Origin of the sequence: Neobacillus sp. B4I6 (assembly GCF_050434045.1) — a bacterium.
In the GTDB taxonomy this organism is placed as follows: Bacteria; Bacillota; Bacilli; order Bacillales; family Cytobacillaceae; genus Neobacillus.
In genome coordinates this window covers 2,115,015-2,138,505 of the sequence record NZ_JBNPWB010000002.1, presented here as the reverse complement: position 1 = coordinate 2,138,505, position 23,491 = coordinate 2,115,015, and the positions used below count along the sequence as shown (strand labels likewise).

22 protein-coding genes and 4 pseudogenes are annotated in these 23,491 nt (G+C 37.8%); 21 read left to right on the top strand and 5 right to left on the bottom strand.

Going from position 1 to position 23,491, the window contains the following annotated elements; translation table 11 throughout:
• The first annotated feature begins 92 nt into the window (after window positions 1-92).
• The 4 genes from QF028_RS12625 to QF028_RS12610 all read left to right on the top strand — a co-directional run bounded on the left by QF028_RS12625 (window position 93) and on the right by QF028_RS12610 (window position 3,184).
• Window positions 93-872: a 2-keto-4-pentenoate hydratase gene (locus QF028_RS12625; protein WP_214712696.1), complete on the top strand. Its 780-nt coding sequence runs from the start codon at window positions 93-95 to the stop codon at window positions 870-872.
• A gap of 44 nt (window positions 873-916) precedes the next feature.
• Entirely contained in the window at window positions 917-1,705 is a 789-nt protein-coding gene (locus QF028_RS12620) for a 2-keto-4-pentenoate hydratase (RefSeq protein ID WP_215018377.1), read from the top strand.
• 59 nt (window positions 1,706-1,764) lie between these two features.
• On the top strand, window positions 1,765-1,953 hold the full coding sequence (locus tag QF028_RS12615; protein WP_429465847.1) for a 4-oxalocrotonate tautomerase: 189 nt from the start codon (window positions 1,765-1,767) through the stop codon (window positions 1,951-1,953).
• Window positions 1,954-3,010: 1,057 nt separating this feature from the next.
• The gene (locus tag QF028_RS12610) at window positions 3,011-3,184 is read left to right on the top strand and encodes a hypothetical protein (RefSeq protein WP_168243908.1); all 174 of its coding nucleotides are present in this window, start codon (window positions 3,011-3,013) and stop codon (window positions 3,182-3,184) included.
• 103 nt (window positions 3,185-3,287) lie between these two features.
• Here the strand turns inward: QF028_RS12610 and QF028_RS12605 are convergent.
• A pseudogene (locus tag QF028_RS12605) lies at window positions 3,288-3,464 on the bottom strand (ATP-binding protein); the annotation flags it as partial.
• The gene (locus tag QF028_RS12600) at window positions 3,458-3,565 is read right to left on the bottom strand and encodes a sigma factor-like helix-turn-helix DNA-binding protein (protein ID WP_348982665.1); all 108 of its coding nucleotides are present in this window, start codon (window positions 3,563-3,565) and stop codon (window positions 3,458-3,460) included. The gene QF028_RS12600 and the pseudogene QF028_RS12605, both read right to left, overlap by 7 nt.
• Window positions 3,566-4,158: 593 nt before the next feature.
• Between QF028_RS12600 and QF028_RS12595 the strand changes: the two genes are divergently transcribed.
• The 9 genes and pseudogenes from QF028_RS12595 (at window position 4,159) to QF028_RS12555 (ending at window position 10,140) form a co-directional block, all read left to right on the top strand.
• Window positions 4,159-4,305, top strand: a complete 147-nt coding sequence (locus tag QF028_RS12595; protein WP_429465845.1) for a hypothetical protein — start codon at window positions 4,159-4,161, stop codon at window positions 4,303-4,305.
• A pseudogene (locus tag QF028_RS12590) lies at window positions 4,275-4,742 on the top strand (SDR family NAD(P)-dependent oxidoreductase). The gene QF028_RS12595 and the pseudogene QF028_RS12590 overlap by 31 nt, the downstream one beginning before the upstream one ends.
• Window positions 4,709-4,954: an SDR family oxidoreductase gene (locus tag QF028_RS12585; RefSeq protein ID WP_429472304.1), complete on the top strand. Its 246-nt coding sequence runs from the start codon at window positions 4,709-4,711 to the stop codon at window positions 4,952-4,954. Before QF028_RS12590 ends, QF028_RS12585 begins: the two are co-directional and overlap by 34 nt.
• Window positions 4,955-5,022: 68 nt before the next feature.
• Window positions 5,023-6,306: an aromatic ring-hydroxylating oxygenase subunit alpha gene (locus QF028_RS12580; RefSeq protein WP_429465843.1), complete on the top strand. Its 1,284-nt coding sequence runs from the start codon at window positions 5,023-5,025 to the stop codon at window positions 6,304-6,306.
• Entirely contained in the window at window positions 6,303-6,782 is a 480-nt protein-coding gene (locus QF028_RS12575; RefSeq protein WP_335712201.1) for an aromatic-ring-hydroxylating dioxygenase subunit beta, read from the top strand. Before QF028_RS12580 ends, QF028_RS12575 begins: the two co-directional genes overlap by 4 nt.
• A 99-nt stretch (window positions 6,783-6,881) precedes the next feature.
• The gene (locus QF028_RS12570) at window positions 6,882-7,796 is read left to right on the top strand and encodes a VOC family protein (RefSeq protein ID WP_168243911.1); all 915 of its coding nucleotides are present in this window, start codon (window positions 6,882-6,884) and stop codon (window positions 7,794-7,796) included.
• Between the two features lie 34 nt (window positions 7,797-7,830).
• On the top strand, window positions 7,831-8,865 hold the full coding sequence (locus tag QF028_RS12565; protein ID WP_168243912.1) for an amidohydrolase family protein: 1,035 nt from the start codon (window positions 7,831-7,833) through the stop codon (window positions 8,863-8,865).
• A 253-nt stretch (window positions 8,866-9,118) separates the two neighbouring features.
• Window positions 9,119-9,352, top strand: a complete 234-nt coding sequence (locus tag QF028_RS12560; RefSeq protein WP_429465840.1) for a DUF2798 domain-containing protein — start codon at window positions 9,119-9,121, stop codon at window positions 9,350-9,352.
• 239 nt (window positions 9,353-9,591) lie between these two features.
• On the top strand, window positions 9,592-10,140 hold the full coding sequence (locus QF028_RS12555) for an amidohydrolase family protein (RefSeq protein ID WP_429465838.1): 549 nt from the start codon (window positions 9,592-9,594) through the stop codon (window positions 10,138-10,140).
• A 43-nt stretch (window positions 10,141-10,183) separates the two neighbouring features.
• Here the strand turns inward: QF028_RS12555 and QF028_RS12550 are convergent, their stop codons facing one another.
• The 3 genes and pseudogenes from QF028_RS12550 to QF028_RS12540 form a co-directional block, all read right to left on the bottom strand.
• Complete coding sequence (locus QF028_RS12550; protein WP_429465836.1) at window positions 10,184-11,077, bottom strand: LysR family transcriptional regulator; 894 nt, start codon at window positions 11,075-11,077, stop codon at window positions 10,184-10,186.
• Between the two features lie 553 nt (window positions 11,078-11,630).
• On the bottom strand, window positions 11,631-11,789 hold the full coding sequence (locus QF028_RS12545) for a hypothetical protein (RefSeq protein WP_168243915.1): 159 nt from the start codon (window positions 11,787-11,789) through the stop codon (window positions 11,631-11,633).
• 253 nt (window positions 11,790-12,042) lie between these two features.
• A pseudogene (locus QF028_RS12540) lies at window positions 12,043-12,198 on the bottom strand (redoxin domain-containing protein); the annotation flags it as partial.
• Between the two features lie 724 nt (window positions 12,199-12,922).
• Between QF028_RS12540 and QF028_RS12535 the strand changes: the two are divergent.
• The 8 genes and pseudogenes from QF028_RS12535 (at window position 12,923) to QF028_RS12500 (ending at window position 23,338) form a co-directional block, all read left to right on the top strand.
• A pseudogene (locus QF028_RS12535) lies at window positions 12,923-13,350 on the top strand (RbsD/FucU family protein).
• A 230-nt stretch (window positions 13,351-13,580) separates the two neighbouring features.
• Window positions 13,581-15,335 carry an ABC transporter ATP-binding protein gene (locus tag QF028_RS12530; RefSeq protein ID WP_429465834.1) on the top strand — a complete coding sequence of 585 codons (1,755 nt, stop codon included), beginning with the start codon at window positions 13,581-13,583 and terminating at the stop codon, window positions 15,333-15,335.
• 8 nt (window positions 15,336-15,343) lie between these two features.
• Entirely contained in the window at window positions 15,344-17,164 is a 1,821-nt protein-coding gene (locus QF028_RS12525) for an ABC transporter ATP-binding protein (RefSeq protein WP_429465832.1), read from the top strand.
• 303 nt (window positions 17,165-17,467) lie between these two features.
• Window positions 17,468-18,127 carry a YesL family protein gene (locus QF028_RS12520; RefSeq protein WP_429465830.1) on the top strand — a complete coding sequence of 220 codons (660 nt, stop codon included), beginning with the start codon at window positions 17,468-17,470 and terminating at the stop codon, window positions 18,125-18,127.
• A 75-nt stretch (window positions 18,128-18,202) separates the two neighbouring features.
• On the top strand, window positions 18,203-19,174 hold the full coding sequence (locus QF028_RS12515; protein ID WP_429465828.1) for an ABC transporter permease: 972 nt from the start codon (window positions 18,203-18,205) through the stop codon (window positions 19,172-19,174).
• 24 nt (window positions 19,175-19,198) lie between these two features.
• Window positions 19,199-20,092, top strand: coding sequence for a carbohydrate ABC transporter permease (locus tag QF028_RS12510; RefSeq protein WP_335454099.1), 894 nt, complete (start codon window positions 19,199-19,201; stop codon window positions 20,090-20,092).
• A gap of 148 nt (window positions 20,093-20,240) precedes the next feature.
• Window positions 20,241-21,875, top strand: a complete 1,635-nt coding sequence (locus QF028_RS12505) for an extracellular solute-binding protein (protein WP_429465825.1) — start codon at window positions 20,241-20,243, stop codon at window positions 21,873-21,875.
• Between the two features lie 89 nt (window positions 21,876-21,964).
• Window positions 21,965-23,338 (top strand): alpha-L-fucosidase, encoded by a 1,374-nt coding sequence (locus QF028_RS12500; protein WP_429465823.1) that lies wholly within the window; start codon window positions 21,965-21,967, stop codon window positions 23,336-23,338.
• The last annotated feature ends 153 nt before the right edge of the window (window positions 23,339-23,491 follow it).

The following is a 23,491-nucleotide window of genomic DNA, read 5'->3' as shown; positions in this document are numbered from 1 at the left end:
TAAATAAGATATACCGTGCAACTTTTTTGAATGTTTCTCAGCTTATACTAAACAGTGTCAAAATACATTTATAATAGAAAGGATATATTCAATTGACTTGTAAAATTGAAAAGTTTGCTGCTAAATTATTAGAAGCTGAAAAAAGCCGCGTTGGAATTAATCCGCTATCTGTAGTAGATCCAGAAATTACTGTCGATGAGGCATATTATATTCAATTGGAAAATATTAAAAAGAAGCTAGCTGAAGGACAGAAAATTGTTGGCAAAAAAATTGGATTAACCTCTGTTGCTGTACAAAAAATGTTGGGTGTTGATGAGCCTGACTATGGACATCTATTAGACAGCATGGTCGTTGAAAATGGCGGTACTATTTTTTGTGAAACCATGCTTCAGCCGAAAGTAGAAGGTGAAATTGCATTTATTTTAAAGAAAGATTTAAAAGGTCCGAATGTGACTGTTCTTGATGTGCTGCAAGCAACAGATTATGTTGTTCCTGCTTTAGAAATTGTTGATAGTCGGATACAAGATTGGAAAATTAAGCTACCAGACACGGTCGCTGATAATGCTTCATCCGGATTATTTGTATTGGGTGGTAAGCCTACAAAAATTAAAGATATTAATCTGGAATTAATGGGCATGGTACTTTTGCAAAATGGTGAAGTTGCCAATACAGGTGTTGGAGCCGCTGCACTTGGAAATCCGGCAACTTGTGTTGCATGGCTGGCGAATCGTTTAGCAGATTATGATATTACTCTTAAAGCAGGTGAAGTAATCCTTTCGGGTGCACTTTCCGGCATGGTTGTCGTTAATCCGGGCGACAATTTTACAGCAAGATTTGCTTATCTTGGTCAAGTAAGCGTTAACTTTAAATAATTGGCTTAAATAGATACTGAATCTGGATCAAAGGAGGAAAAGGAATGGCAAGTGATATTATTAAACAAATTGCTGATTACTTGGTTGCTGCGGAAGTAGAAAAACGTGAAGTTGTAAAGGTAACTAAGACGTTTAAACCTGATTTAACAGTTGAGGAAGCTTATCAGGCACAGGAACTGCTTGTTCAAAAAAAATTAGACGAGGGCCGAAGAATCATTGGCCCTAAGATGGGATTAACAAGCAAGGCGAAGTGGGAACAAATGGGCGTTACTGAGCCAATTTACGGATATGTGTTTGATTATATGTTGATCGATAACGGTGGTGTTCTTCCATTTTCTGATTTGATCCATCCAAAAGTGGAAGCAGAAATTGCGTTTTTGATTGGCGAAGATATTGAAGGACCTGGAATTACCGGCTCACAAGTGTTAGCTAAAACAGAGTATGTTTTACCTGCACTTGAAATTATTGACAGCCGTTATGAAAATTTTAACTTTACCCACACAGATGTAATTGCTGATAATGCATCTACTTCAAGGGTCGTATTCGGTAATACACTTCGAAAACCAAATGACTTTGAACTTGAATTAGTAGGGGCAACTTTATCGATTAATGGCCAAATTAAAGAATTGGGCGCTGGCGCTGCCGTTTTAGGACATCCTGCCAATGCCATTGCAGTATTGGCAAACATGCTCGCCAGAAAAGGAGATAAAATTAAAAAAGGCGAAATCATTTTATCGGGAGCATTAACAAGTGCAATATTGTTAAAAGTTGGCGACGTTGTTTCAGGTAAATTTGATGGCCTGGGCGAAGTAACTTTCTCTGTTGGTGAATAAATGAGCAATTTTAAAACATATTACAATAGGAAAATATAATTTATGAAAGGGGAATTATCATGCCACTTATTCAAGTAAATATTATGGAAGGCAGACCACCTGAAAAAATAAAAGCATTAATTGAAAATATTACTGATATTGTTGTTGAAACATTAGTTGCACCAAGAACTAGCGTTCGAGTATTGGTAAATGAAATGCCAAAAACTCATTGGGGAGTTGCCGGTGTACCGGTTTCTGAAAGAAAATAAACGAATAAGCATGAGTCTAGTAACTGTATTCTGGAAAATTGACAAACTATTAGTTGTTTTTATAAAGGTAATTTTTCACAACCTTAGAAATAAAAAATTAAAACTCCCTATATTTTTTGAAAGGGAGTTCAGACTGTCGACAAATTCGAAAATATTCGGGTTTGTCGATATTCCTGAGGTACTGACATCCCCTTAAGGGAGGTTCGCTACACCTCTTCTTGTTATTCACTCATATCGTTATGATTAGCCATAGTAGAAATAGCTTTAAAGGCATACCCATTCATCTTGTTGAATTGGTATTTTTTATATCTGTCTGATTTAATCATTTCATTAACGAATTTTTTAATCATGATAATCCATTGTTTTCAGGTCTATCTTCCAGGTGCAAACTCATTATAAAAACATTGCAGACATCGGTGAAGGTTTCTTTAAAAGATTTTACAAATATGAAGTGAACCAAGGGTAAATTGCTTAATTGGTTACCCACTAAGAGAAAATTTACATTAAAATGAAAAGATTCCTTTGGAAATTTGCTGACAATTGGGGTTTCTAGCATGATTGGAACTCAAGTTATTATCAACCCTGCCGGGAATTCCGGATGGGGGTTCCGCTTTTAAGTGAAACCAGGTGAAATTGAGCTAGTGGCATTTGCTGACGTAGTTGGAGTGCTTGGCGTTGATTAGGAAGATATTCAAATATACCAATATGGAGTATTTCATAGAAGAAAAGAGTAAAATTTCGTATAATTTACAATGGACTATTTTATCAGATCTAAGATTATATATTTCCTAAATTTAAAAGGGAATAACATATTGACTGTATGGGATATTTATACTAATTTGAGAGATGTTTTATCTTAAACTATCATAATTAGGAAAAATAGGTTTTGCATTTGTAGCACTAAATTGACGATGAACTTGATTACCTTGTTATGCAATAAATTGTCCCAACATAAAAAAAGCTGCAGACTCCTGTTTGATTTCTAAGGGTAATTTATACGATAAATAGGGTCTGTGGTAATTTTATTTTATAAAATAAATATGGAGGAAAATAAAAAATGACAGTATCTGAACTCATTGAAAAACTAGAGAAATTGGATATTCAAGATGCACAGATAGTGCTTAAAGATTCATCAGATGAATATTTAGACATACGAGAAATTGAAAGTATTTTAGGATTCTATTATGTAATTCATCCAGTTTCAGCAAAAAGGAGCCAGGAGGAAAAGTAACGGGTTCTCTTTTCGAAGGGAAGGTAACTTTTTTAGCAGTAAATAACACTGTAATAAACAATATTTTAGCATTAGAAAAAGGTAACTTAATGAAGTTACCCCCTTAAGTTGGACTAATAATCCAACTTAAGGGGGTTTTTAATATGGTAAAGTTTTCAAGTGATTTAAGTAAATAGATTGTATCAGAGTTGGTTAGTCGATCTAGAAGGGCTGCGGTCATTTTTTTATCTCCAAATATAGACGTCCATTCCGTAAATTCTAGATTCGTAGTTATCATAACGTATCATTTTTAAGATATTTGCTAACAGTGTTACGTGAAATCCCAAGTTTTGCCGCAATTTGTCTTTGCGATAAACCTTCAACCTCTTTTAAGAATTTGATATTTTGAAATTAAGCCATTTCGATCATCCTATTCGTCCTCTCATATGAATCATATGGCTCATTTTTTATGTAATCAAATCGTATAAAAGTGCCTCAAATCTAGATTATAAAAACAAATATAAAGATTCTTTTAGTTTATTCAATTTATAATTTCGAGCACCCCTTACCCTTTTTTTATTATGTCATGCCCATTAAATGTCTTTAGAATTTACTCAGGACAAACGAAATCTTTTAATTATTCCTCTTAAATCATCTCTTTGCACGCGAATTAAAAGCGTATTCATAATGATTATATATAAATATAATCTTGAATTTAGGCGCTAAAAGTAAGAATATTTCGATTAGATTTTCACAAAAAAAAGATTTAAAATTAAATCAATTAAGATAATATTCTGATATTTTAAATGTCAATATGTTCAGATATTATCTGGAAAAATGCATTAAACGCTGTTTACCTAAGCACACTGTGTTAAGTTTTGGATGCGATTACATTTAGCTGAGGTATCCGGATCGATGTTAGTTTTTGTGCAATGGACAGTTGCACGACAAAAAGGAAACAGACCATTTTTACAAGGAAAGGAGGAGATTTTAGCTTGTCGATTCAATCACAAGCCTATCTATTGGAAGGGAGAGTAGCCGTTGTAACAGGTTCTCCACAGGAATTTAGAAAGCGGTTGCAATTGGTTTATCACAAGCAGGTGCGACTGTATTGGTTACAGGAACCAATCCTGAACGTTTGAAGAAAGTCTCCGAGGAAGTGGACCAATTAACAGGGCGGGAAACAGACTACTTTAATGTTGATCTATCAAAAGATGAAAACGTTATCCAGATGGTTGAAAAAGCCATACATAAATGGGACAAAATCGACATTCTTGTCAATAATGCCGGCGGAGGCGTGATTCTCCCGTTCCTTGAACAAACACCGTAAACCTTAAAAACAACAATCGACCGTAACCCCTGGACCATGCTGTGGTCATGTTACAGCGTGTTGCCGCATATGGTGAAACAAAATTACGGACGGATTATTAACATAGGAGCAGATTCTGTCCGCAATGGTTTATGGGACCATGCAGCCTATAATGCTGCAAAGGGCGGGGGCCATGCCATTTTTCCGGATCAGGAAGAGAATTCGCCAAAAATAATATTACCGCGAATGTCATCGCTCCCCCGGCAGTAGAGGGGGAACTGCTGGATGAGATCAGAAAGAGAGATACGGGGTTGGTAGATTGCTATATTAACATCATTCCAAAAGGAAGAGGGGCGTATCCGGAAGAGGTGGCGGATGCCGTCGTATTCCTTGCTTCCGATAAGGCGACTTTTATTACGGGCCAAGTGATTAGTGTAAATGCGGAAGCACGATGCAATAAAAATGATTTTAAGGTTTTCTAAAACCTCTTTCAGAACCGACACAGATGATGAGCAGGTTTACTAAAAAAACTTATTTAGGGGGAGAGCCAATGAGCAATTATCTTAAGGATGATCAACAGAAGTGTTTATTCAAAGTAAATCGTGAAGTTTTTATTAATCCGGAAATTTTAGAAAGCGAACGCAATGAAATTTTTGATAAATGCTGGTTATATATCGGGCATGAATCAGAAGTACTGAATAAAGGCGATTTTCATAGAAGAAAAGTTGGTGGACGAAACCTTTTATTTACCCGCGGTAGTGATGGGGTAATAAGGGCATTATATAACTCCTGTCCACACCGGGGTGCGCTCGTATGCCGTGAAGGAAAAGGAAACTCAAAAGTATTCCGCTGCTTCTATCATGCGTGGAGCTTTAATACGCAAGGGGAATTAGTCGGATTACCTGATAAATTTGGTTTCTTGGAAGACCATAACTGCGATGGCTCCAAAAATATGCTGGCTGTCAAACGACTTGACAGTTACCGCGGTTTCGTATTCGTTAACTTTGATGACAACGCCATATCATTAGAGGAATACCTGGCAGGTGCCAAAGAGTATCTCGACTTGGTGGCAGATCAAACAGAAGTTGGAATGGAAGTTTTGCAGGATCCCCAAGAATATAGCGTACGAGCGAACTGGAAATTACTTTGTGAAAATAGTTTTGATTTATACCACGGGGTACCAACCCATAAAACCTATTTTGATATTGTTGCGACCCGCGGCGGAATAATGGAAAAAGACAGTCTTGCAGGGGAAGCGCGCGCTCTGGGGAATGGACATGCCGTAATGGAATATTATGCCCCGTGGCCAAGACCAATCGGAAAATGGATTGAAGGTTACGGTGAAGAAGCGAAAGAAATTATCGATAAAATCAATGCCCGCTTAGTAGAAAAATTTGGCGAAGAAAGAGCCCACCGCATTTCGAAAAAGAACCGTAATATTTTAATTTTCCCTAACCTGGTCATCAATGATATCATGGCGATTGCAATCAGAACCTTTTATCCGATTGAACCGGGTTATATGCAAGTAACCGCCTATGCTTTATCTCCTATAAATGAAACAGACGGTTTCAGAGAGGTACGGAATGACAGCTACTTAGAGTTTTTAGGGCCAGGCGGTTTTGCGACTCCGGATGATAATGAAGCACTTGAACTATGCCAGGAAGGCTTTTTAAATACTAAAGAAGTCGGATGGAATGATATTTCCAAAGGAATGAACAGGGAAATTCCCCAAGCGACGGATGAAGAACAAATGCGTGCCTTCTGGCGTGAATGGGATAAACGGATGACAGCAGAGGAAAACAAAAAAGAAGAAGCTGGGAAGGTGGAAGTATGAACATAACACGTCAGGAAATTGAAGATTTTTTATTCCATGAGGCGGAGCTTCTTGATGAGTTTAAGTTAAAGGAGTGGTCTGCATTATTCGCAAGCAATGGAACGTATGTGATTCCGCCCATCGGAAATCCTGATGCTGATTTTAAAAAATCGCTTTTCTTTGTTCATGATGATCGTGCCCGTTTAGAACAGCGGGCGTTACGATTACTGAAAAGAGAAGCCCATGTTGAATACCCGCACTCCACTACTCTTCACAATGTGACGAATGTAAGAATCGTTAATAATGGAGAGGATGCCGTAAAAGTCAGATGCAATTTCTCTACCTACCGTACGAAACGTGAAGTATTGGACAATTATGTCGGGGTCAACGAATACATCTTGGTAAAAGAAAATGGAGAATTAAAGATTCAATCCAAGAAAGTCATTCTCAAATTGGACAGTCTCCGCCCGCATGGAAAAGTAAGTATCATTTTATAAAATGAAGTCAGATTTTGATTGGGGTTCATACGAATTAACACATTAACGTGGTTAAGCTATGAGGGTCAGACCCTCTAGTATAATATAGGAGGTTTTTGAATGATTCGTTATAAAAAGTTGGGATATGTTGTGTTAAGCGTGACTGATCTTAATAAATCGGTAGATTTTTATGAAAATATTGTTGGTATGGAATTTGTTGAACGGGTTCTTGATGCGGCATACCTTCGATGCAGCGGGGACCATCACAATTTAATCCTTGAACAAGGAGAAGAACCTGGGTTAAAAAGAGTAGCATTTGAGCTTGAAAAGGCAGACCAATTTCAAGCAGTGTTTGACCATTTAACGAAACAAGGTGTAAATCCTGTCGAATTAAGCGCAGAGGAGTGCCAAAATTTGGCCCAAGGTAGAACATTGCGTTTTAAAGATCCATATTTAGGGGTAACGTATGAATTCTATGTGCAAATTATGCAAATGGGTACACCATTTGTTCCTAAGAAGGCCAGAATTACGAGACTTCTTCATGTCGTTTATGAAACTAATAAATTTGACGAATTATTTGATTTCTTTACGAAAGTTTTGAACTTCAACATTTCAGATATCCAAGGAAGGGAAACGGGATGGGCCTGGTTAAGGGCAGCTGGAACTCCATTTCACCATAATTTTGCCCTGACAAAAGGAAAAGAAAATAAATTGAATCACCTTGCATATCAAGCTCAACGTGTAGATGATGTGGGGATTCAAGTTAATAGATTAAAGGATAACAATGTTCCGATTCTATTTGGGCCAGGAAAACATCACCCATCGGGCAGCATTTTCCTATATTTTGCGGATCCTGACGGCTTAACGATTGAGTATAGTCAAGGAATGGAAGAATTTCCGGAGGAAAATCCAAGAGAGCCTCGCCGTCTAGAACCAACCATGCATACACTTGATGAATGGGGAGGAAGACCTAAACCAGGATGGGGAAAAGTTGGTAAATTGATAAAGGAAGACCTGGAAAAAGTTAATCAATAATCAATCAACAATTATCATTTAAGGAGGCAGCATCGTGTCAAAAGGTGAGAATTTCCGTGTTGACTTTCACACCCATATTATTCCTGAGAATTTTCCTGATTTTGCGGAAAAATATGCGGATGATCGTTTTCCGATTTTAAAGCATACGTGCAGCTGTGGAGCTGAAATTTACAAGGATGGAAAGTCATTCCGAAAAGTTGACGAGAATGCCTGGAATCCTGAAAAACGCATCGCTGAAATGGATGCAGAAGGTGTCAATGTCCAAGTTTTATCTCCGATTCCGGTTACGTTTACATATTGGGCAGATGTAGAAAAGTGTTTAGAGCTGTCGAAAGCACAAAATGATTTTATAGCTTCGGTAGTAGCCCAATATCCTGATCGTTTTGTCGGCCTTGGAACGGTACCATTGCAGAATTCGGATTTGGCGATTGCAGAAATGGAGAGAGCAGTTAACGAGCTGGGGCTGATCGGGATTGAAATCGGTAGCAACGCAAATGGAAAAACCCTCGATGATCCGGAGATTCAAAGATTTCTGGAAGCGGCGGCAAAAATGGATGTACCCATTTTAGTTCATCCATGGGCCACGGTCGGAGTAGAGAGAATGCCAAACCATAACTTTATGTATTCGATCGGAATGCCGTCCGAAACAGCTCTTGCGGCAGGAAGCCTAATCTTCAGCGGTATTCTTGATAAATTTCCAAAATTAAAAATCTGCTTTGCCCATGGCGGAGGGTCCCTGCCGTATTTATTACCGCGAATCGACCAAGCCTGGGAAGTATGGCCGCATATCCGCACAACGGAACGGCCGCCAAGCTTTTATGCGAAGAAGCTCTATTACGATACGCTCGTTTACGATCCGTGCAATCTCCAATTTATGCTTGGAAAATTTGGTGCTGATCATATTATCATGGGTACAGATTATCCATTCATGTTGCGGGAAGCACCGCCGGGAAAAATAGTTGAAATGTTGGAAAATGTTTCGGATGTGGAAAAGAAACAAATGCTTGGAGAAAATGCGATTAAGTTTCTTGGATTAAGTAAAGAGAGTTTTATTAAAGAATCGGAATAGGCCAAATAAAAGAACATTCCATTTTGATAGGAATGTTCTTTTATCTTGACCTATAGGTTCTATAGATCATATATAGCTAGTGTTAATAAAAAAACATAAAGGTTAGGGAACATCTGTTATTTGTTCTGTTCTTACTCGAAACAATATGTATGTAGGTATTCGTAATATAAAAATGTAGTTAAATTAAATGATGAGGAGATGAGTAATAATAAATATTAATATTAAATATAAAAATATCATTTTTGCATTTTTAATGGCTTTTAGTATGTCCTTTTTTATTTCATTAATATTAATCTTAATAAATAGGGATTATGATGGAACATTTTTACATGCATGGTTAAAAACTTGGTCACAGGCTTTTATTTGCGCTTTTTTTGGGGCTTACTTTTTTCCGAAAGTAATACAAAAAATAGTGAAAAAGATTAATTTTGTAGAAAAACCATTAATAAATGAGAATGATATTTTAGTGAGAGAACAAAACGATTAATAATAAAATTTAAAGCAAAGTACAGAGTCCAAAGTCATTATGGAAAAAGCATAACAAAGAAGATTGAAAACGAACTAACTCAAACAAATAATTTAAAAAAGACCGTCGAGATATATCTGACGGTCTTTTGATTTTTTATAAGTTTGTGTAACATTTAATAACCTTATGAATATAACTAAAATCTTGAATTAAGGCGCAAAAACAAAGATTATTTCGATTAGAAATCAGCAGCGGCAAAAATGGATGTTCCGATTTTAGTCCATCCTTTGGCGACAGTTGGCGAAGAGAGAATGCCTAAACATAATTTTATGTACTCAATAGGGATGCCTTCGGAGACAGCGCTTGCTGCAGGGAACTTAATCTTCAGAGGCATTTTTGATAAGTATCCAGATTTAAAAATCTGTTTTGCCCATGGCGGAGGAACCCTGCCTTATTTATTACCGAGAATCGATCAAGCTTGGGAAGTATGGCCGCATATCCGCACAACGGAACAGCCGCCAAGCTATTATGCGAAGAAATTTTATTACGATAAACTAGTCTATGATCCCCGCAATCTTCAATTAATGCTTGAAAAATTGGGGGCTGATCACATAATCATGGGTACTGACTATCCATTTCTGCTGCGAGAAGCACCACCAGGAAATGTAGTCGAAATGTTAGAAAACGTGTTGGATGAGGAAAAGAAAATAATGCTTGGAGAAAATGCTATAGAGTTTCTGGGGTTAAATAAAGCCACAGTGTTATTAAAGAAATGGTATAGATTTACAACAAAGGACATTTCTGTTTAAATGGAATGCCCTTTGTTCTTACTAATCCATAGCTTAAACCTATTTAAATAGATTTTAAATTTTTTAAAATAGTTTCAAAAGTATGAAGAAACAGATGAAGCCTTTCTAATTTTGGAGAATCCTTTTTATATAATCCAACAACATTATAAGTGAGATCTTTAAATTCATCAAAAGGGACGGTACATAAATCTTTATTGAGTGTATTTGTGTGATTAGCTAGAATTAGTTCTGGTACGACACTAAAACCCCAGTTATTTTTAATCATCGATATTACCATTTCGAATCCGCCAACTTCAATTCGTTTTAGATTTCTTACTCCGATTAATCTTTCATCAATTTTTCGCCATAAGGCTGTTTCCCTACGATAGCAAATCATCGTTTGGTCAATAAGATCGTCTTTTAAAATTTCAGCTTTTCCAACTAATGGATGGTCTTTTCCAACAATAAAAACAAGTTTTTCATGAAAAATATATTCTGATTCTAGATTTGTAAATGGGATTACATCTCTTACAAGCCCTAAATCGATTGACCCATCTTTAATCATCTTAGAAACTTCTACAGAGTCCGCTGCTTCCACTAGTTCAAAAGAAAACTCACTTGTTCTGCGCAGATGTGATAAAACCTCTAAGACAATTGAAACTGAGATGGCAGGTGATAATCCAATGGTAATTGTTGGAGTTTTAATACCTTCAATCACCTGTCTTGCTTCTTTTACATAGTTTAATATTTTACGTGCATATGGAAGCAGGGCAGTTCCTTCCTTAGTCAATAGGATTTTTTTTCCTTCTCGGTAAAATAATTTACAGTCCAGCTCATTTTCTAATTTTTGAATTCTTGCCGTTACCGCGGGCTGTGTTAAATTCAAGTGCTCTGCTGTACGCGAATAATTATTTAACTCAAAAACAGTAATAAAGGTTAAAAGTTGTTCATCATCCATAACATCACTTCCTTATTTAAAAAAATGAGCTCCATTTATATTATGATATCAAAAAAAACATTCCGTGCGGCCGAATTAATGCGCTTTCATTTTTATGTAAAAATTACAACTAACCAATAATTTAAACTAATTATAGATTTTAATGATGTTAAATTCTAATCAATAAAATCTTCTTTTTACGGCTAAAATCCAAAATATTTTTTATAATACCGAGGCTTCAATAAATTGTGTATAATCATTCATTAATAAAAATAATGTTTTTGAGATTAAGTCATATACATAGTTTCTAAGATGCGGACAACTTCTTCAGATGGAATTTTCATATCATTATTGATACATTTTCGTACGATATCAATCGCTCCTCCTGTTGTATAAGTGAAATAATATTCTAATTGAGTCTCATTAGCATGTGGAAACTGTCTTTTTTGTTATTCGATAGTTCTTACATACGTATATTTCAAAATGGTATTTAGCACTTGAGAGTCATTTTTTTCGATATTGGGCCGGAGTCATCTACTAGTTGCATAAAAAAGTCTTTTTTAAACTGTCCACTTTATCCTGAAACGCGGCTTCCTCTCATCGTGTTCCAGATTACTTCGATTTTTTGATTTTTCGGTAACCCGCTTGCCTTCATCGATACCGTTTCTCCTACGACACCTGAAATCTTATCCATGCTTCCACTTACACCTGATTCATTCTTAAGCTTCGGCATGACCACTCCGCTTTCCTCAGCTGTTGGTACAGGTTCAACACGCGGGGTCAGGTCGGCTTTGCCGTCCGTGACGTTAAAGGTGAATTTTGGTCTGGCCTGGTGCAGCCGAGCGAAATCCCATTAAAGGGATCATTATTTCAAGAAAAATTAGGCTACCGAACCCCCATTGAATTTGGGAGTATGGCAGCCTAATAAGGGTGTTTTATCTCTGTCTCAAATGACTAGGACAGTCTACTTAATTACTGGATTTTGATTCTAATTCAGTAGGGCATACGAATGTGAAATCTGCTGGGTAGAAGCAAACGACACTCCATTTACCCTTAAAATTTGCTTCACTAACATAGATAAAATCTCCGTTAAAATAAGCTTTTTCTCTGAATGCTGCTACGCATTTTCCAATTAATGACATTGCCGTAATTACTAGGGGATGTCTTTTACAATAAGGGTTCTGTTCAAGGGTTAAGAAGATTATAAACATTTCGGCATTATGAAAGACAGTTTCCTAGATTTTTAGTAGAGAAATGTCTTTCATCGCCCCTATGAGGGTCCCATCCTTTTTCGGAGAGAAATGTCTTTTATCGTCCTAATGAAAGATATTTCCTTTACTTTTTTACAGCGTCTTGTCTTTTAAGATAGACAGTTCTTTCAACAACCATCTACCTCCAGCTTATTTATTTTTAACCCAAGATGCTCTAATATGGAATTCTGCTGGCAGTACAATTTTTCTAGTTTCTTTTGGAGCTGTTTTTTCAATTCGTTCAATGAGCTATCTCCTTATGATAAATTGATTGACAGGTTCATTCTTGCTTTGTTATATTTTTGTTATCGATAACACGATAATATCAAAGATTCAAAGGAGGGAATACTCTATAGCTGAACAAACATTTTAAAAAGGTCTTTCAAGTATTGTCATGCACAACCGAAATAATGTTGCCACGCTTCTGAAGGAAGTTAAGAAAAGAGCATGGAAGACAAAAATTAGGTGTTCAAACAGAGCAATGCATCATTGATATTGCTGCTACTGCAGAGAAGAATTCAAAATACGACATCCAGACAGACGTGATGTCTGTCATTTCTAGTAATAAAGAAGAACTATCCAATCTTCAGAAGTAAAGAAGCGAGTGTGATACAGGATGCTTAAGGGGATACCTTCGATTATTTCACCGAAATTAATGAAGGCTTTAATGGAAATAAGGCACGGGGATGAAATTGTACTGGCAGATGGAAATTTTCCAGCTGCCAGTCACGCTGAGCGCCTTATTTGATGTGATGGACATGGAATATCTGAATTATTAAAAGCAATATTAGAATTTCTACCGTAGACACGTATGTGGAAAATCCCATTGCATTCATGGCTGTTGTTCCTGGTGATTCCGTACAACCAACGATATGGAAAGACTACGAAGAAATTATTCATCATCAGTTTAACTATTCATTTCCATTTGAGTTTATGGAACGATCTGAATTTTATTATCGTACAAGAAAGGCTTTTGCGGTAGTGGCCACTAGTGAAACGGCACAATACGCCAATATTATTTTGAAAAAAGGTGTTATAAAATAAGAAAATAAAAAGGTGTGAACAATTGGAAAAAGTAAAACTCGCTCTGCCTACAGAAAGTCAATTACATGGCAGAATTTAGATCTGGGGATTTTTTTCCACTAAGGAATCAATACCTATAGAGACTTTTATATCAATCATGCCGCATGACAATTTTTGCAAATTTCACATATTTACTCGAAGTCCTTTTCACAGTATGCTAAGAGAAATTTTGATACCCAAAGGAGGAAGTAATGTTAATTTTTAAAAAACTAAAGTCGTTTTATCTTCCTTATAAAAAGGATTTCATTTTGTCGATGATTTTCCTGATGGTGATCGCTGCAATTACGGTTGTTTACCCGATGATTTTGCAGCTGACCATTGATGAAGTGGTCCTCGGGAGGAAATATGATTTGGTGCCATGGATTTCTCTAGGATTCATTGCGATTATGGCGGTAAAAGGACTGTCGGCCTATATTCAACATTATTTGGCGGATATGTTCGGTATTAAATCCGTTTTCAATCTTCGCAATACCTTATATGAAAAACTGCAGCGGCTGCCGTTCAGCTATTATGATAATGCGAAGACAGGCGACCTGATGTCACGCTTGACCGCAGATGTAGAAGGGTTTCGCATTTTTGTATCCTTCGGCTTTAGTGAGGTTCTCCGTTTTGTTATTGTTGTCACAGCTAGTTTATGTGTGATGTTTAATTATTCTGTTTCTCTCACACTTGTGACGATTGTGGCATTGCCATTCATTAGCATTGTCGTCTATAAATTCGATAAAGACGTACACCCGGTTTTTCGCAAGGTCCGCGAATCGTTTGGGCGGTTAAATACAAAGGTACAAGAAAATATCAGCGGAATACATACAGTAAAAGCCCTTTCCAAAGAAGCAGTGGAGATTGAGCGGTTTACAAAGACAAACCAAGACTATCGAAAGAAACAGCTGGATACCGCAGCAGTTTGGTCCAAATATTTTCCGCTAATGGAGCTGATTGGAAATATTTCGGTTGTTGTTTTAATAGGTTATGGTGGCTATCAAGTCATCAATGGCGCCCTAAAACCAGGTGAGCTTGTCGCCTTTTATAGCCTTATTTGGTATATTTTGTGGCCGATCATGCAACTTGGTTTCACCATTAATATGTTCTCTCAGGCAAAAGCTTCTGGTGAGCGCCTGCTGGAAATTCTAGAGGTCGGCGAAACCATTTATGATCAAGATGATATCAGGAATATCCAAAAAATCGAAGGAAGTGTGGTCTTCGATCATGTGACGTTCCAGTATCAAACAGAGGGAACAGTAGCTCTTCAGGATATTAGCTTTGAAGCACCTCTGGGTAAAACGATTGGTTTGATTGGTGCAACGGGTTCAGGGAAAACAAGTATTATCCAACTTCTTTCCCGTCTTTATGAACCAACGGAAGGGAAGATTCTCATCGATGGCCGTCCGCTAAGGGAATATCGCTTGAAAACGCTGCGTTCCGAGATTGGGGTTGTCTTACAGGAAACCTTCCTTTTTTCATCGACGATCAAAGCAAATATTGCTTACGGAAGACCGGATGCGACGATGGAAGAAATTATTGCTGCCGCTAAATGCGCAGAGGCCCATGATTTTATCATGGAGCTACCGGATGGATATAACACGATGCTTGGGGAGCGGGGAATGGGCCTTTCCGGGGGACAAAAACAGCGGATTGCGATTGCCCGTGCGATCTGTACCGATCCTGCGATTCTCATTTTAGATGATTCGACAAGTGCGGTCGATATGGAAACAGAATTTCAAATTCAACAGGCTCTCCGGGAAGTGATGAAGGGGAGAACAACCTTTATTATTGCGCACCGAATTTCTTCGTTGAAGCATGCAGATGAAATCTTAGTGCTGGATAATGGAATAGTTATTGAACGCGGAACACATGATCAGTTGGTGAACAATCATGGATCATACGAAAGAATTTATCGCATTCAATATCAAGATCATGCAGTGATTATGGAAAAGGCAGTAAGGTAGGAGGAAATATGGAAGAAAAACGTAAGAAACAATTGATATTAGAGCGGTTCCACTACTCAAATGAGCAAGTGATAGATAAAGCGTTTAACTGGAAGCAAATATGGCGATTATTGCAGTATGTAAGGCCATATGCAAAAACGTACCTGCCGCTTTCGTTTCTGGCAGTAATCCTTTCAACGGCGATCCGGTTAATCATTCCAATTTTGATTGGTGTTTATACACTTGACCGGGCGATTATTGAAAAAGATACCGGACTGCTATTGAATCTGGTTTTTATCATTTCAGGATTATATTTGCTGTCTTATTTAGTCAATTCCTTGAGAATTCGCTGGATGAATAAGCTTGGTCAAAATGTCATTTATGATTTACGCAAGCATTTATTTACCCATGTTCAGTCGTTATCCCATCGATTCTTTGACCAGCGTTCGGCCGGATCCATTCTAGTGCGGATTATGAACGACATAAACTCGCTGCAGGAGCTGTTTACAAGCGGTGTTATTAATCTATTAACCGATTTTCTGCTGTTGTTTGCGACGATTTTTATCTTATTCTCCTTAAATGCAAAACTCACGATTGCGATAATGGTCATTTTGCCCATTATGTTTTTTATCTCGACTAGCTTACGAAAAAAGATTCGGTTATCGTGGCAGATGGTCCGGCTGAAACAGTCCAAGATCAACTCTCATTTAAATGAAAGTATTCAAGGAATTCGAGTGACGCAGATATTTACTCAAGAAGATGAAAACATTGAATTTTTTAAGGGACTCAACCAGGAAAACTTTGATACGTGGAAGCAAGCGGTTAAGAAGAATGCAATGTTTGGTCCGTTTGTGGAAATGACAAATGCCGTCGGGACGGCGATTCTGATTTGGTATGGTGCTTTTCTTGTGTCGAACGGCGAAAGCACCATCGGGGAATTTGTTTCTTTTGCCTTTTATTTAGGGATGTTCTGGGAGCCGATTTCCCGGTTGGGGCAATTATATAATCAGCTCCTGATTGGAATGGCGTCTTCCGAGCGTATTTTTGAGTTTTTAGATGAACGGCCGCTTGTGGCAGAAGCTCAAAACGCACGGGTTCTTCCTTCGTTGAATGGCACGATTGAGTTTGAAGACGTAAAGTTTTCCTATGATGAAAAAAGAACTGCGTTAAATGGTATTTCTTTTTCGATTAAGGCAGGCGAGACTGCTGCACTTGTCGGGCACACGGGATCAGGGAAGACGACCATTGCGAATTTAGTCAGCCGATTTTATGATGCCACCGGAGGCGTGGTTAAAATCGACGGCTACCCGATTCAAGATATTTCCATTGCTAGTTTGCGTTCACAAATTAGTATCGTGCTCCAAGATACGTTTATTTTTTCAGGTACAATCATGGAAAACATCCGCTTTGGTAACCCAGTTACAAGCGACGAGGAAGTAGTAGCAGCCGCGAAAGCCGTTGGGGCGGATGCGTTCATTACGCAGCTTCCAAATGGGTATCAAACCGAAGTGGAAGAGCGCGGAAATGTTTTGTCTGTAGGACAGCGCCAACTGCTTTCTTTCGCAAGGGCGCTCCTCGCTGATCCAAAAATTCTTATTCTTGATGAGGCTACGGCAAGTATTGATACGGAGACTGAAGTTAAGATTCAGCGGGCATTAAAAACATTATTAAAAGGAAGAACGGCCATTATGATTGCCCATAGGCTCTCGACGATTCGAGAGGCAGACAAGATTATTGTTATGGATCATGGTACTATCCTTGAGCAAGGAAACCACGAGATGTTAATGGGCAAACAAGGAGTTTATTACGAATTGGTAAAAGCTCAATACAAAATGCTTGGTGTTGGTTAATTAATTAAAGGAGAAATACGATGAAAAAGGCTGAAAAAGTGTAAATTAAGATTCTATCAGCCTTTTTTAATCATAAAATTCAAAAAATTTGATAATATCAAAAAATTATTGACGATATTATTTTCTGGATGTTACAATTGAATTACCGATAACATTAATTTACAAGGTTAATAAAAAGATGATTACAAATGAAAGGCACCATTGCGGTTGTTAAAACGGTTGATACTTGTCCATATACTATATTTAATAGTTGTTCGGGTTAAAAAACTAAAATGTAGATAAAATTTTTGGGGGTGAATGCCATTGAATGGCTTAGGGAAGGTTTTGTATAAAGTAGGCGATTTACTTGTGAAAGCTATGTATGTCCATTTTTTGTGGGTCGTATTTACCCTTGCTGGTTTAGTAATATTCGGTGTGATGCCAGCAACAGCATCCGTGTTTTCAGTTATTCGAAAATGGCTTATGAAGGAGAATGATGTCCCGATTTTTCGTACATTTGTAGACTCCTATAAGTCATATTTTATAGAAACAAATCTATTAGGTCTCTTTTATTTCTTAATAGGTCTATTTCTTTATTTCGACCTTCGTATATTAAATACCGAATTACATATGAATATTATTCGTATCTTCGTATTGATCGCAGGTTTTCTCTACCTACTTATAGGGCTATTTTTACTTCCTGTTTATGTTCATTTCAACCTGTCGAAACTAAACTATATGAAACAAAGCTTTTTAATCGTTTTCGCCCGACCACTTGAAACGTTCTTAATGTTGGTAAGTTTAGTAGTTTCATATTATCTCTTCCTCTATCTCCCGGTTATGTTTATCTTTGCCGGTTCAACCATTGTTTCCTTTCCATTGATGTGGATTGGAATGCGGTCGTTTAAAAAAATACAAATAAACCAAACAGCATACTTAACACCCAGTACTGACATGAAAAAAATATATGGATTTAAAATTTAATTGATTATTCGCATTTATGTTTGTTATCGGTAACAAAATATATAAATAAATAATATAAAAAGGGAGTGTTAGTCATTGAATGTTACTGGGGTAGTTGAGAATAAATCAACCATTTCTGAAGTAAAGCGTAAAACTAAGAAAAACCTTTTGACAAAAATTAAAAAAAGCTGGCAACTATATGTCCTTTTTATCCTGCCACTGATGTATATCTTAGTTTTCCATTACTACCCTATGTATGGCGCTTCGATCGCGTTTAAAAACTTTGACCCTGTATTAGGGATTGGAGGAAGTCCTTGGGTAGGATTTGAACATTTTAAAAAGTTCTTTGAATCATACGACTTTGTAAGGGTATTAAAAAATACGCTAGTCCTAAGTCTTTATAGTTTAATAGCAGGTTTTCCTCTTCCTATTTTATTAGCTTTAAGCCTTAACTATGTATACTCAAAAAGATTTAAGAAGGCTGCACAGTTAATCACATATGCTCCTCACTTTATATCGGTTGTTGTTATGGTTGGGATTATTTTTATGATTTTAGATCCCCGCGGTCCAATAAATAATCTTCTTTCCCTCTTCGGGGTTAAAGAGGGAATTAACTTTATGGGTGAGGCGGATTATTTTAAATCGATTTTTGTTTTCAGTGGCATCTGGCAGAATGTTGGTTTCGGCTGCATTATTTATTTGGCCGCATTGACAAGCGTCAGCCCTGAACTTCATGAAGCTGCCATAGTAGACGGTGCTTCGAAGATCCGCAGAATCTGGCATGTCGATATTCCGGGTATCATGCAGACAGCTGTATTGGTCCTCATTCTTTATATGGGAAGCTTCCTGGATACTGGGTTTGAAAAAGTTTTATTAATGCAAAATCCATTAAATCTTTCATCATCTCAAGTAATTGACACCTATGTGTATAATGTCGGTCTTGTCTCTGCACTTCCGCAGTATTCGTATGCAGCTGCTATAGGAATTTTTAAATCACTAGTAGCATTCATTCTTATTATTGGGTCCAACAAGTTGGCGAAGAAGGTTGGACAGGATGGGCTATGGTAAACCAATTAAAAGAGGGGGATTCTTATGAACACAAAGATTGGCGAGTCAAGGGGTGACCGCATTTTCACTATTTGCAACTACATTTTCCTATCACTCCTCGTCCTTTCAGTCTTGTATCCGCTTATTTATGTACTTAGTGCATCCTTAAGTTCGACAAAAGCTGTAGCAAGCGGGCGGGTCTGGTTATTTCCGGTAGAGTTCAGTTTGTTAGGATATAAGACAATCTTTGAATATAGCAAAATTTGGGTCGGATATGGAAATTCAATGTTTTATATGATTGTTGGAACAACCGTGAATGTTATTTTAACCATTTTAGCAGCATATCCGCTTTCACGCAGGGACTTTTATGGGCGCGGAATCTTCATGTTCCTGTTTGTGTTCACCATGATGTTTAATGGTGGATTGATTCCAAACTATCTTCTAGTACAAGATTTGGGTTTATTAAATTCCCGCTGGGCTCTTATTATTCCAAATGCTTTATCGGTGTTTAATGTCATTATTACGATGAGTTTCTTTAAATCAACCATTCCAAATGAATTGCTCGAATCGGCTCAACTTGATGGGTGTAATGATTTTAAATTTCTATTTAAAATTGTGTTACCGCTTTCAGCGCCTATCATTGCGGTTATTTCTCTCTTTTATGCCGTTGGGCATTGGAATTCTTATTTCGGTGCATTAATTTATTTGCGCGATGCAAGTTTATTCCCGCTGCAGCTCATCTTAAGAGACATTCTTGTTCAAAACAGTGTAGACCCTTCGATGATGGGTGATGCAACACAATTGGCAAATAAAATTGGGCTTCAACAGCTGCTAAAATATTCACTTATTGTTGTCTCCTCCCTTCCGGTTTTAATTGCCTATCCTTTTGTCCAAAGGTTCTTTGTAAAGGGTGTTATGATTGGATCTTTAAAAGGATAACCAGGCAAGTAATCTTTTTCATTTCCACTGGGAGGGGGTGATAGCATTTATTGACCCTATAAATTTCTTCGTTTAACGGTATGGAATCAAATTGCTTTAAAAAGCTATTATGTTTTTTCAATGAAACTTTATTAAGGGGGATGAAACCATGAAAAGAAAGTTTAATATGCTTCTGTCTTTAGTAATAGCAATGTTACTGCTATTGGTTGGCTGTTCCGATAATGCCTCCACAACCCAAAAGAAAGACAAAGAATACAAAGATATTGTCACGGAAGCAGGTACATTTCCAATTGTTAAGAAAAAAGAGACCTTAACTGTCCTGACCCATTCGAACACTGGAGTAAAGGATTTTGCAACCAATGAGTTTACTAAGTGGTACGAAGAGAAAACCGGAGTACATATAAAGTGGGAGGTTCTTCCAGAGGAGGGTGCTGCGGAAAAGTTGAATCTTATGCTGGCTAGCGGTGAATATCCAGATGTCATTATGGATATGACTCTTACACCAGCGCAATTACGCGTGTATGGGGAAAAAGGTATCTTTCTTAAGTTAAATGATTTGATTGACAAGTATGGTGTTCAAACGAAGAAAATGTTTCAAGAAATGCCATTAGTAGAAGATGCAGTAAAAACCCCGGATGGCGATATTTTTGCCCTGCCGCAGGTAAATGAATGTTTTCACTGTACTACGTCTCAAAAAATGTGGATATATAAACCATGGTTGGACAAGCTTGGACTTGATGTACCAACTACCACAGAAGAATTTTACGATGTCATGATGGCATTCAAAACACAGGATCCAAATGGCAATGGAAAGGCGGATGAGATCCCGCTTTCAGGCATGAAGAATTATTGGCATGAAGAGATTGCTGGATTTCTTATGAACCCTTTTAGCTATAGTGATAAACATATTGAAGATGGAAAATTTGTTGTACCATGGGATAAGCCTGAATGGAGAGAAGGCTTAAAATTTTTAAATAAGATGTACAATGATGGTTTGATTTATTCTGGCTCATTTACACAAGACCCTGAACAATATAAAAAACTTGGTGAAAACCCTGACATCCCAATTTTAGGTGCTGCAGCATCATCGGTTCCTTCATTTTTTACAGATGTTTCAGAAAAGGGAAGAGCGAAGGATTACGTTGCCGTTCCGCCTTTAAAAGGCCCAAATGGTCAACAAATAACACTTTACGAACCATCTCCGGTTACCCGGCCTGCTGAGTTTATCATTACGAATAAAGCAAAACATCCGGATGTTGCTTTTAGATGGGCAGAGGCAATGTATGAATACGAAGTCACGAACAATTCCGTTTTTGGAATGGGTCAGTTCCTTGATGCGAAAGAGGGTGAACTTGGTTTGGATGGAAAACCAGCCGTATGGACATTAGAGGAGCAGGATCCAAACAATGTTAACAATAATATAGGTTGGAATCAAACCGGTCCATCTCTAAGAACAAACGCATTCCGTGCTGGACAAGCAGTACCTCCGGGGGATCAGGAACAGCTTTTATGGAAGGCTACAGAACAACATGTACCATACATCTCAAAGACAATCCAGCCGGTTCCGAAATTATTCTTTAGTGAGGAAGAATCAAACAAATTAGCTATGCTTGAACAGTCGATCAAGGACTACGTTGATGAAATGACAGCTGCGTTTATTACTGGAAAAACAAAACTTGATGATAAGTCTTGGAAAGAGTATGTCAAGAATTTAGAGAATGCCGGTCTTAAAGATTACAATCAAGTCTATCAAAAAGCTTACGATGAAAAATACAAAAAATAATTTACTACTTTCATTGCTCTGTGCGAAAAGGGGAAGAGATGTGTCTTCTCTTTTTCGTTTCTCATTCAACTATTAGGGGAGATGATTTTATGGCTAATGAGGTTAAAGAAAAGGAAATTACGGAAGGTGTTCATAACTACAGCTCTGAAAAGGAATGGGTTAAACCTGAAGATCCGCTTCTATTGGAGAGGTTAGAGTGGTTTAAGGACCAGAAGCTTGCGCTAATGATGCATTGGGGGCCTTATTCTCAGCTGGGGCTAGTAGAATCATGGGCATTAAGTGATAAGGATGCAGAATGGTCACGGACCGATATTGACTGGACCTCCGATGGTGAGGAATTCAAACGGCAATACTTCAATCTGAACCAAACCTTTAATCCGCTTCGATTTCAGCCTGAAGAATGGGCAGATTTGGCTTCAGAAAATGGCTTCAAATATTTAATTTTTACGACTAAACACCATGATGGCTTTAGTATGTGGGATACAAAAGAGACTGATTATCGAATTACAGGTCCGGATTGCCCTTTCCATACCCATAAATATGCGGATATATGCAAGCATGTTTTCGATGCCTTTCGCAATAAAGGTTTAGGGATTGCTTCCTACTTCTCTAAAGCCGATTGGAATACCGATTATTATTGGGCCCCTGGAATGGAAAGAGGCAGGGATATGTGGCGCGGCCCATCCTATGACCCTGAAGAATATCCATGGCTGTGGGATCAGTTTGTAAACTTTACCCATAATCAAATTATGGAGCTGATTTCCAATTACGGAAAGATTGATATTTTGTGGTTGGATGCTGGTTGGGTTGGGAAAGGAAAACAGGACATCCGCCTTGGGGAAGTAGTGGAAAAAGCTCGCAAATTACAGCCGTGGCTGCTGACAGCGGACAGAACAATTGGCGGACCGTTTGAAAATTATGTTACACCTGAACAGACCATCCCTAAACGGGCACTGCATGTACCTTGGGAAAGCTGTATCACGATGGGAACTGCTTTTTCATTTAGATATGAAGATGATTATAAGTCTACACGTGAACTTGTAAATATTTTGGTTGAAGTTGTATCAAAAGGCGGAAACCTGGCTCTTAATGTGGCGCCACAGCCTGATGGTCGCCTGCCTAGAAGGGCCATCGAGAGAATGAAGGAACTGGGTGAGTGGTTAAAGGTTTATGGTGAGGCCATTTACGGTACACGTATTTGTGCTCCTTACTTCACAGAAGATTTCGCTTTTACATGCAAAGGAGACACTACCTATTGTTTCCGCCTATTTAAAAATGAAGCTGATTATTCTTTTGAAGAATCTTTGACGATCCCATATACCCAAAAGGTTAATCAAGTGGAAATGCTCGGTGGAAAAGGTTTTGTCGAATTTGAACAGACGGATGCCGGATTAATGGTTAAGGTTCCAAGATTGGGAGAGGGAGAAAAGGCTCCTATTGCCTATGTCTTTAAATTGACTTAAACCCATCGAAGGTTGGTGGGGAATTCTTGCGATTCTTTAAAACAATGTTGAAAAATTCAGTTAACTAAAAGGGTCTGACCTCATAACCACAATATGCCGCTCATTCTTTTAAAGATCGGGTATGATTGTGTGTGAAGCTGAGGTCAGATCTTT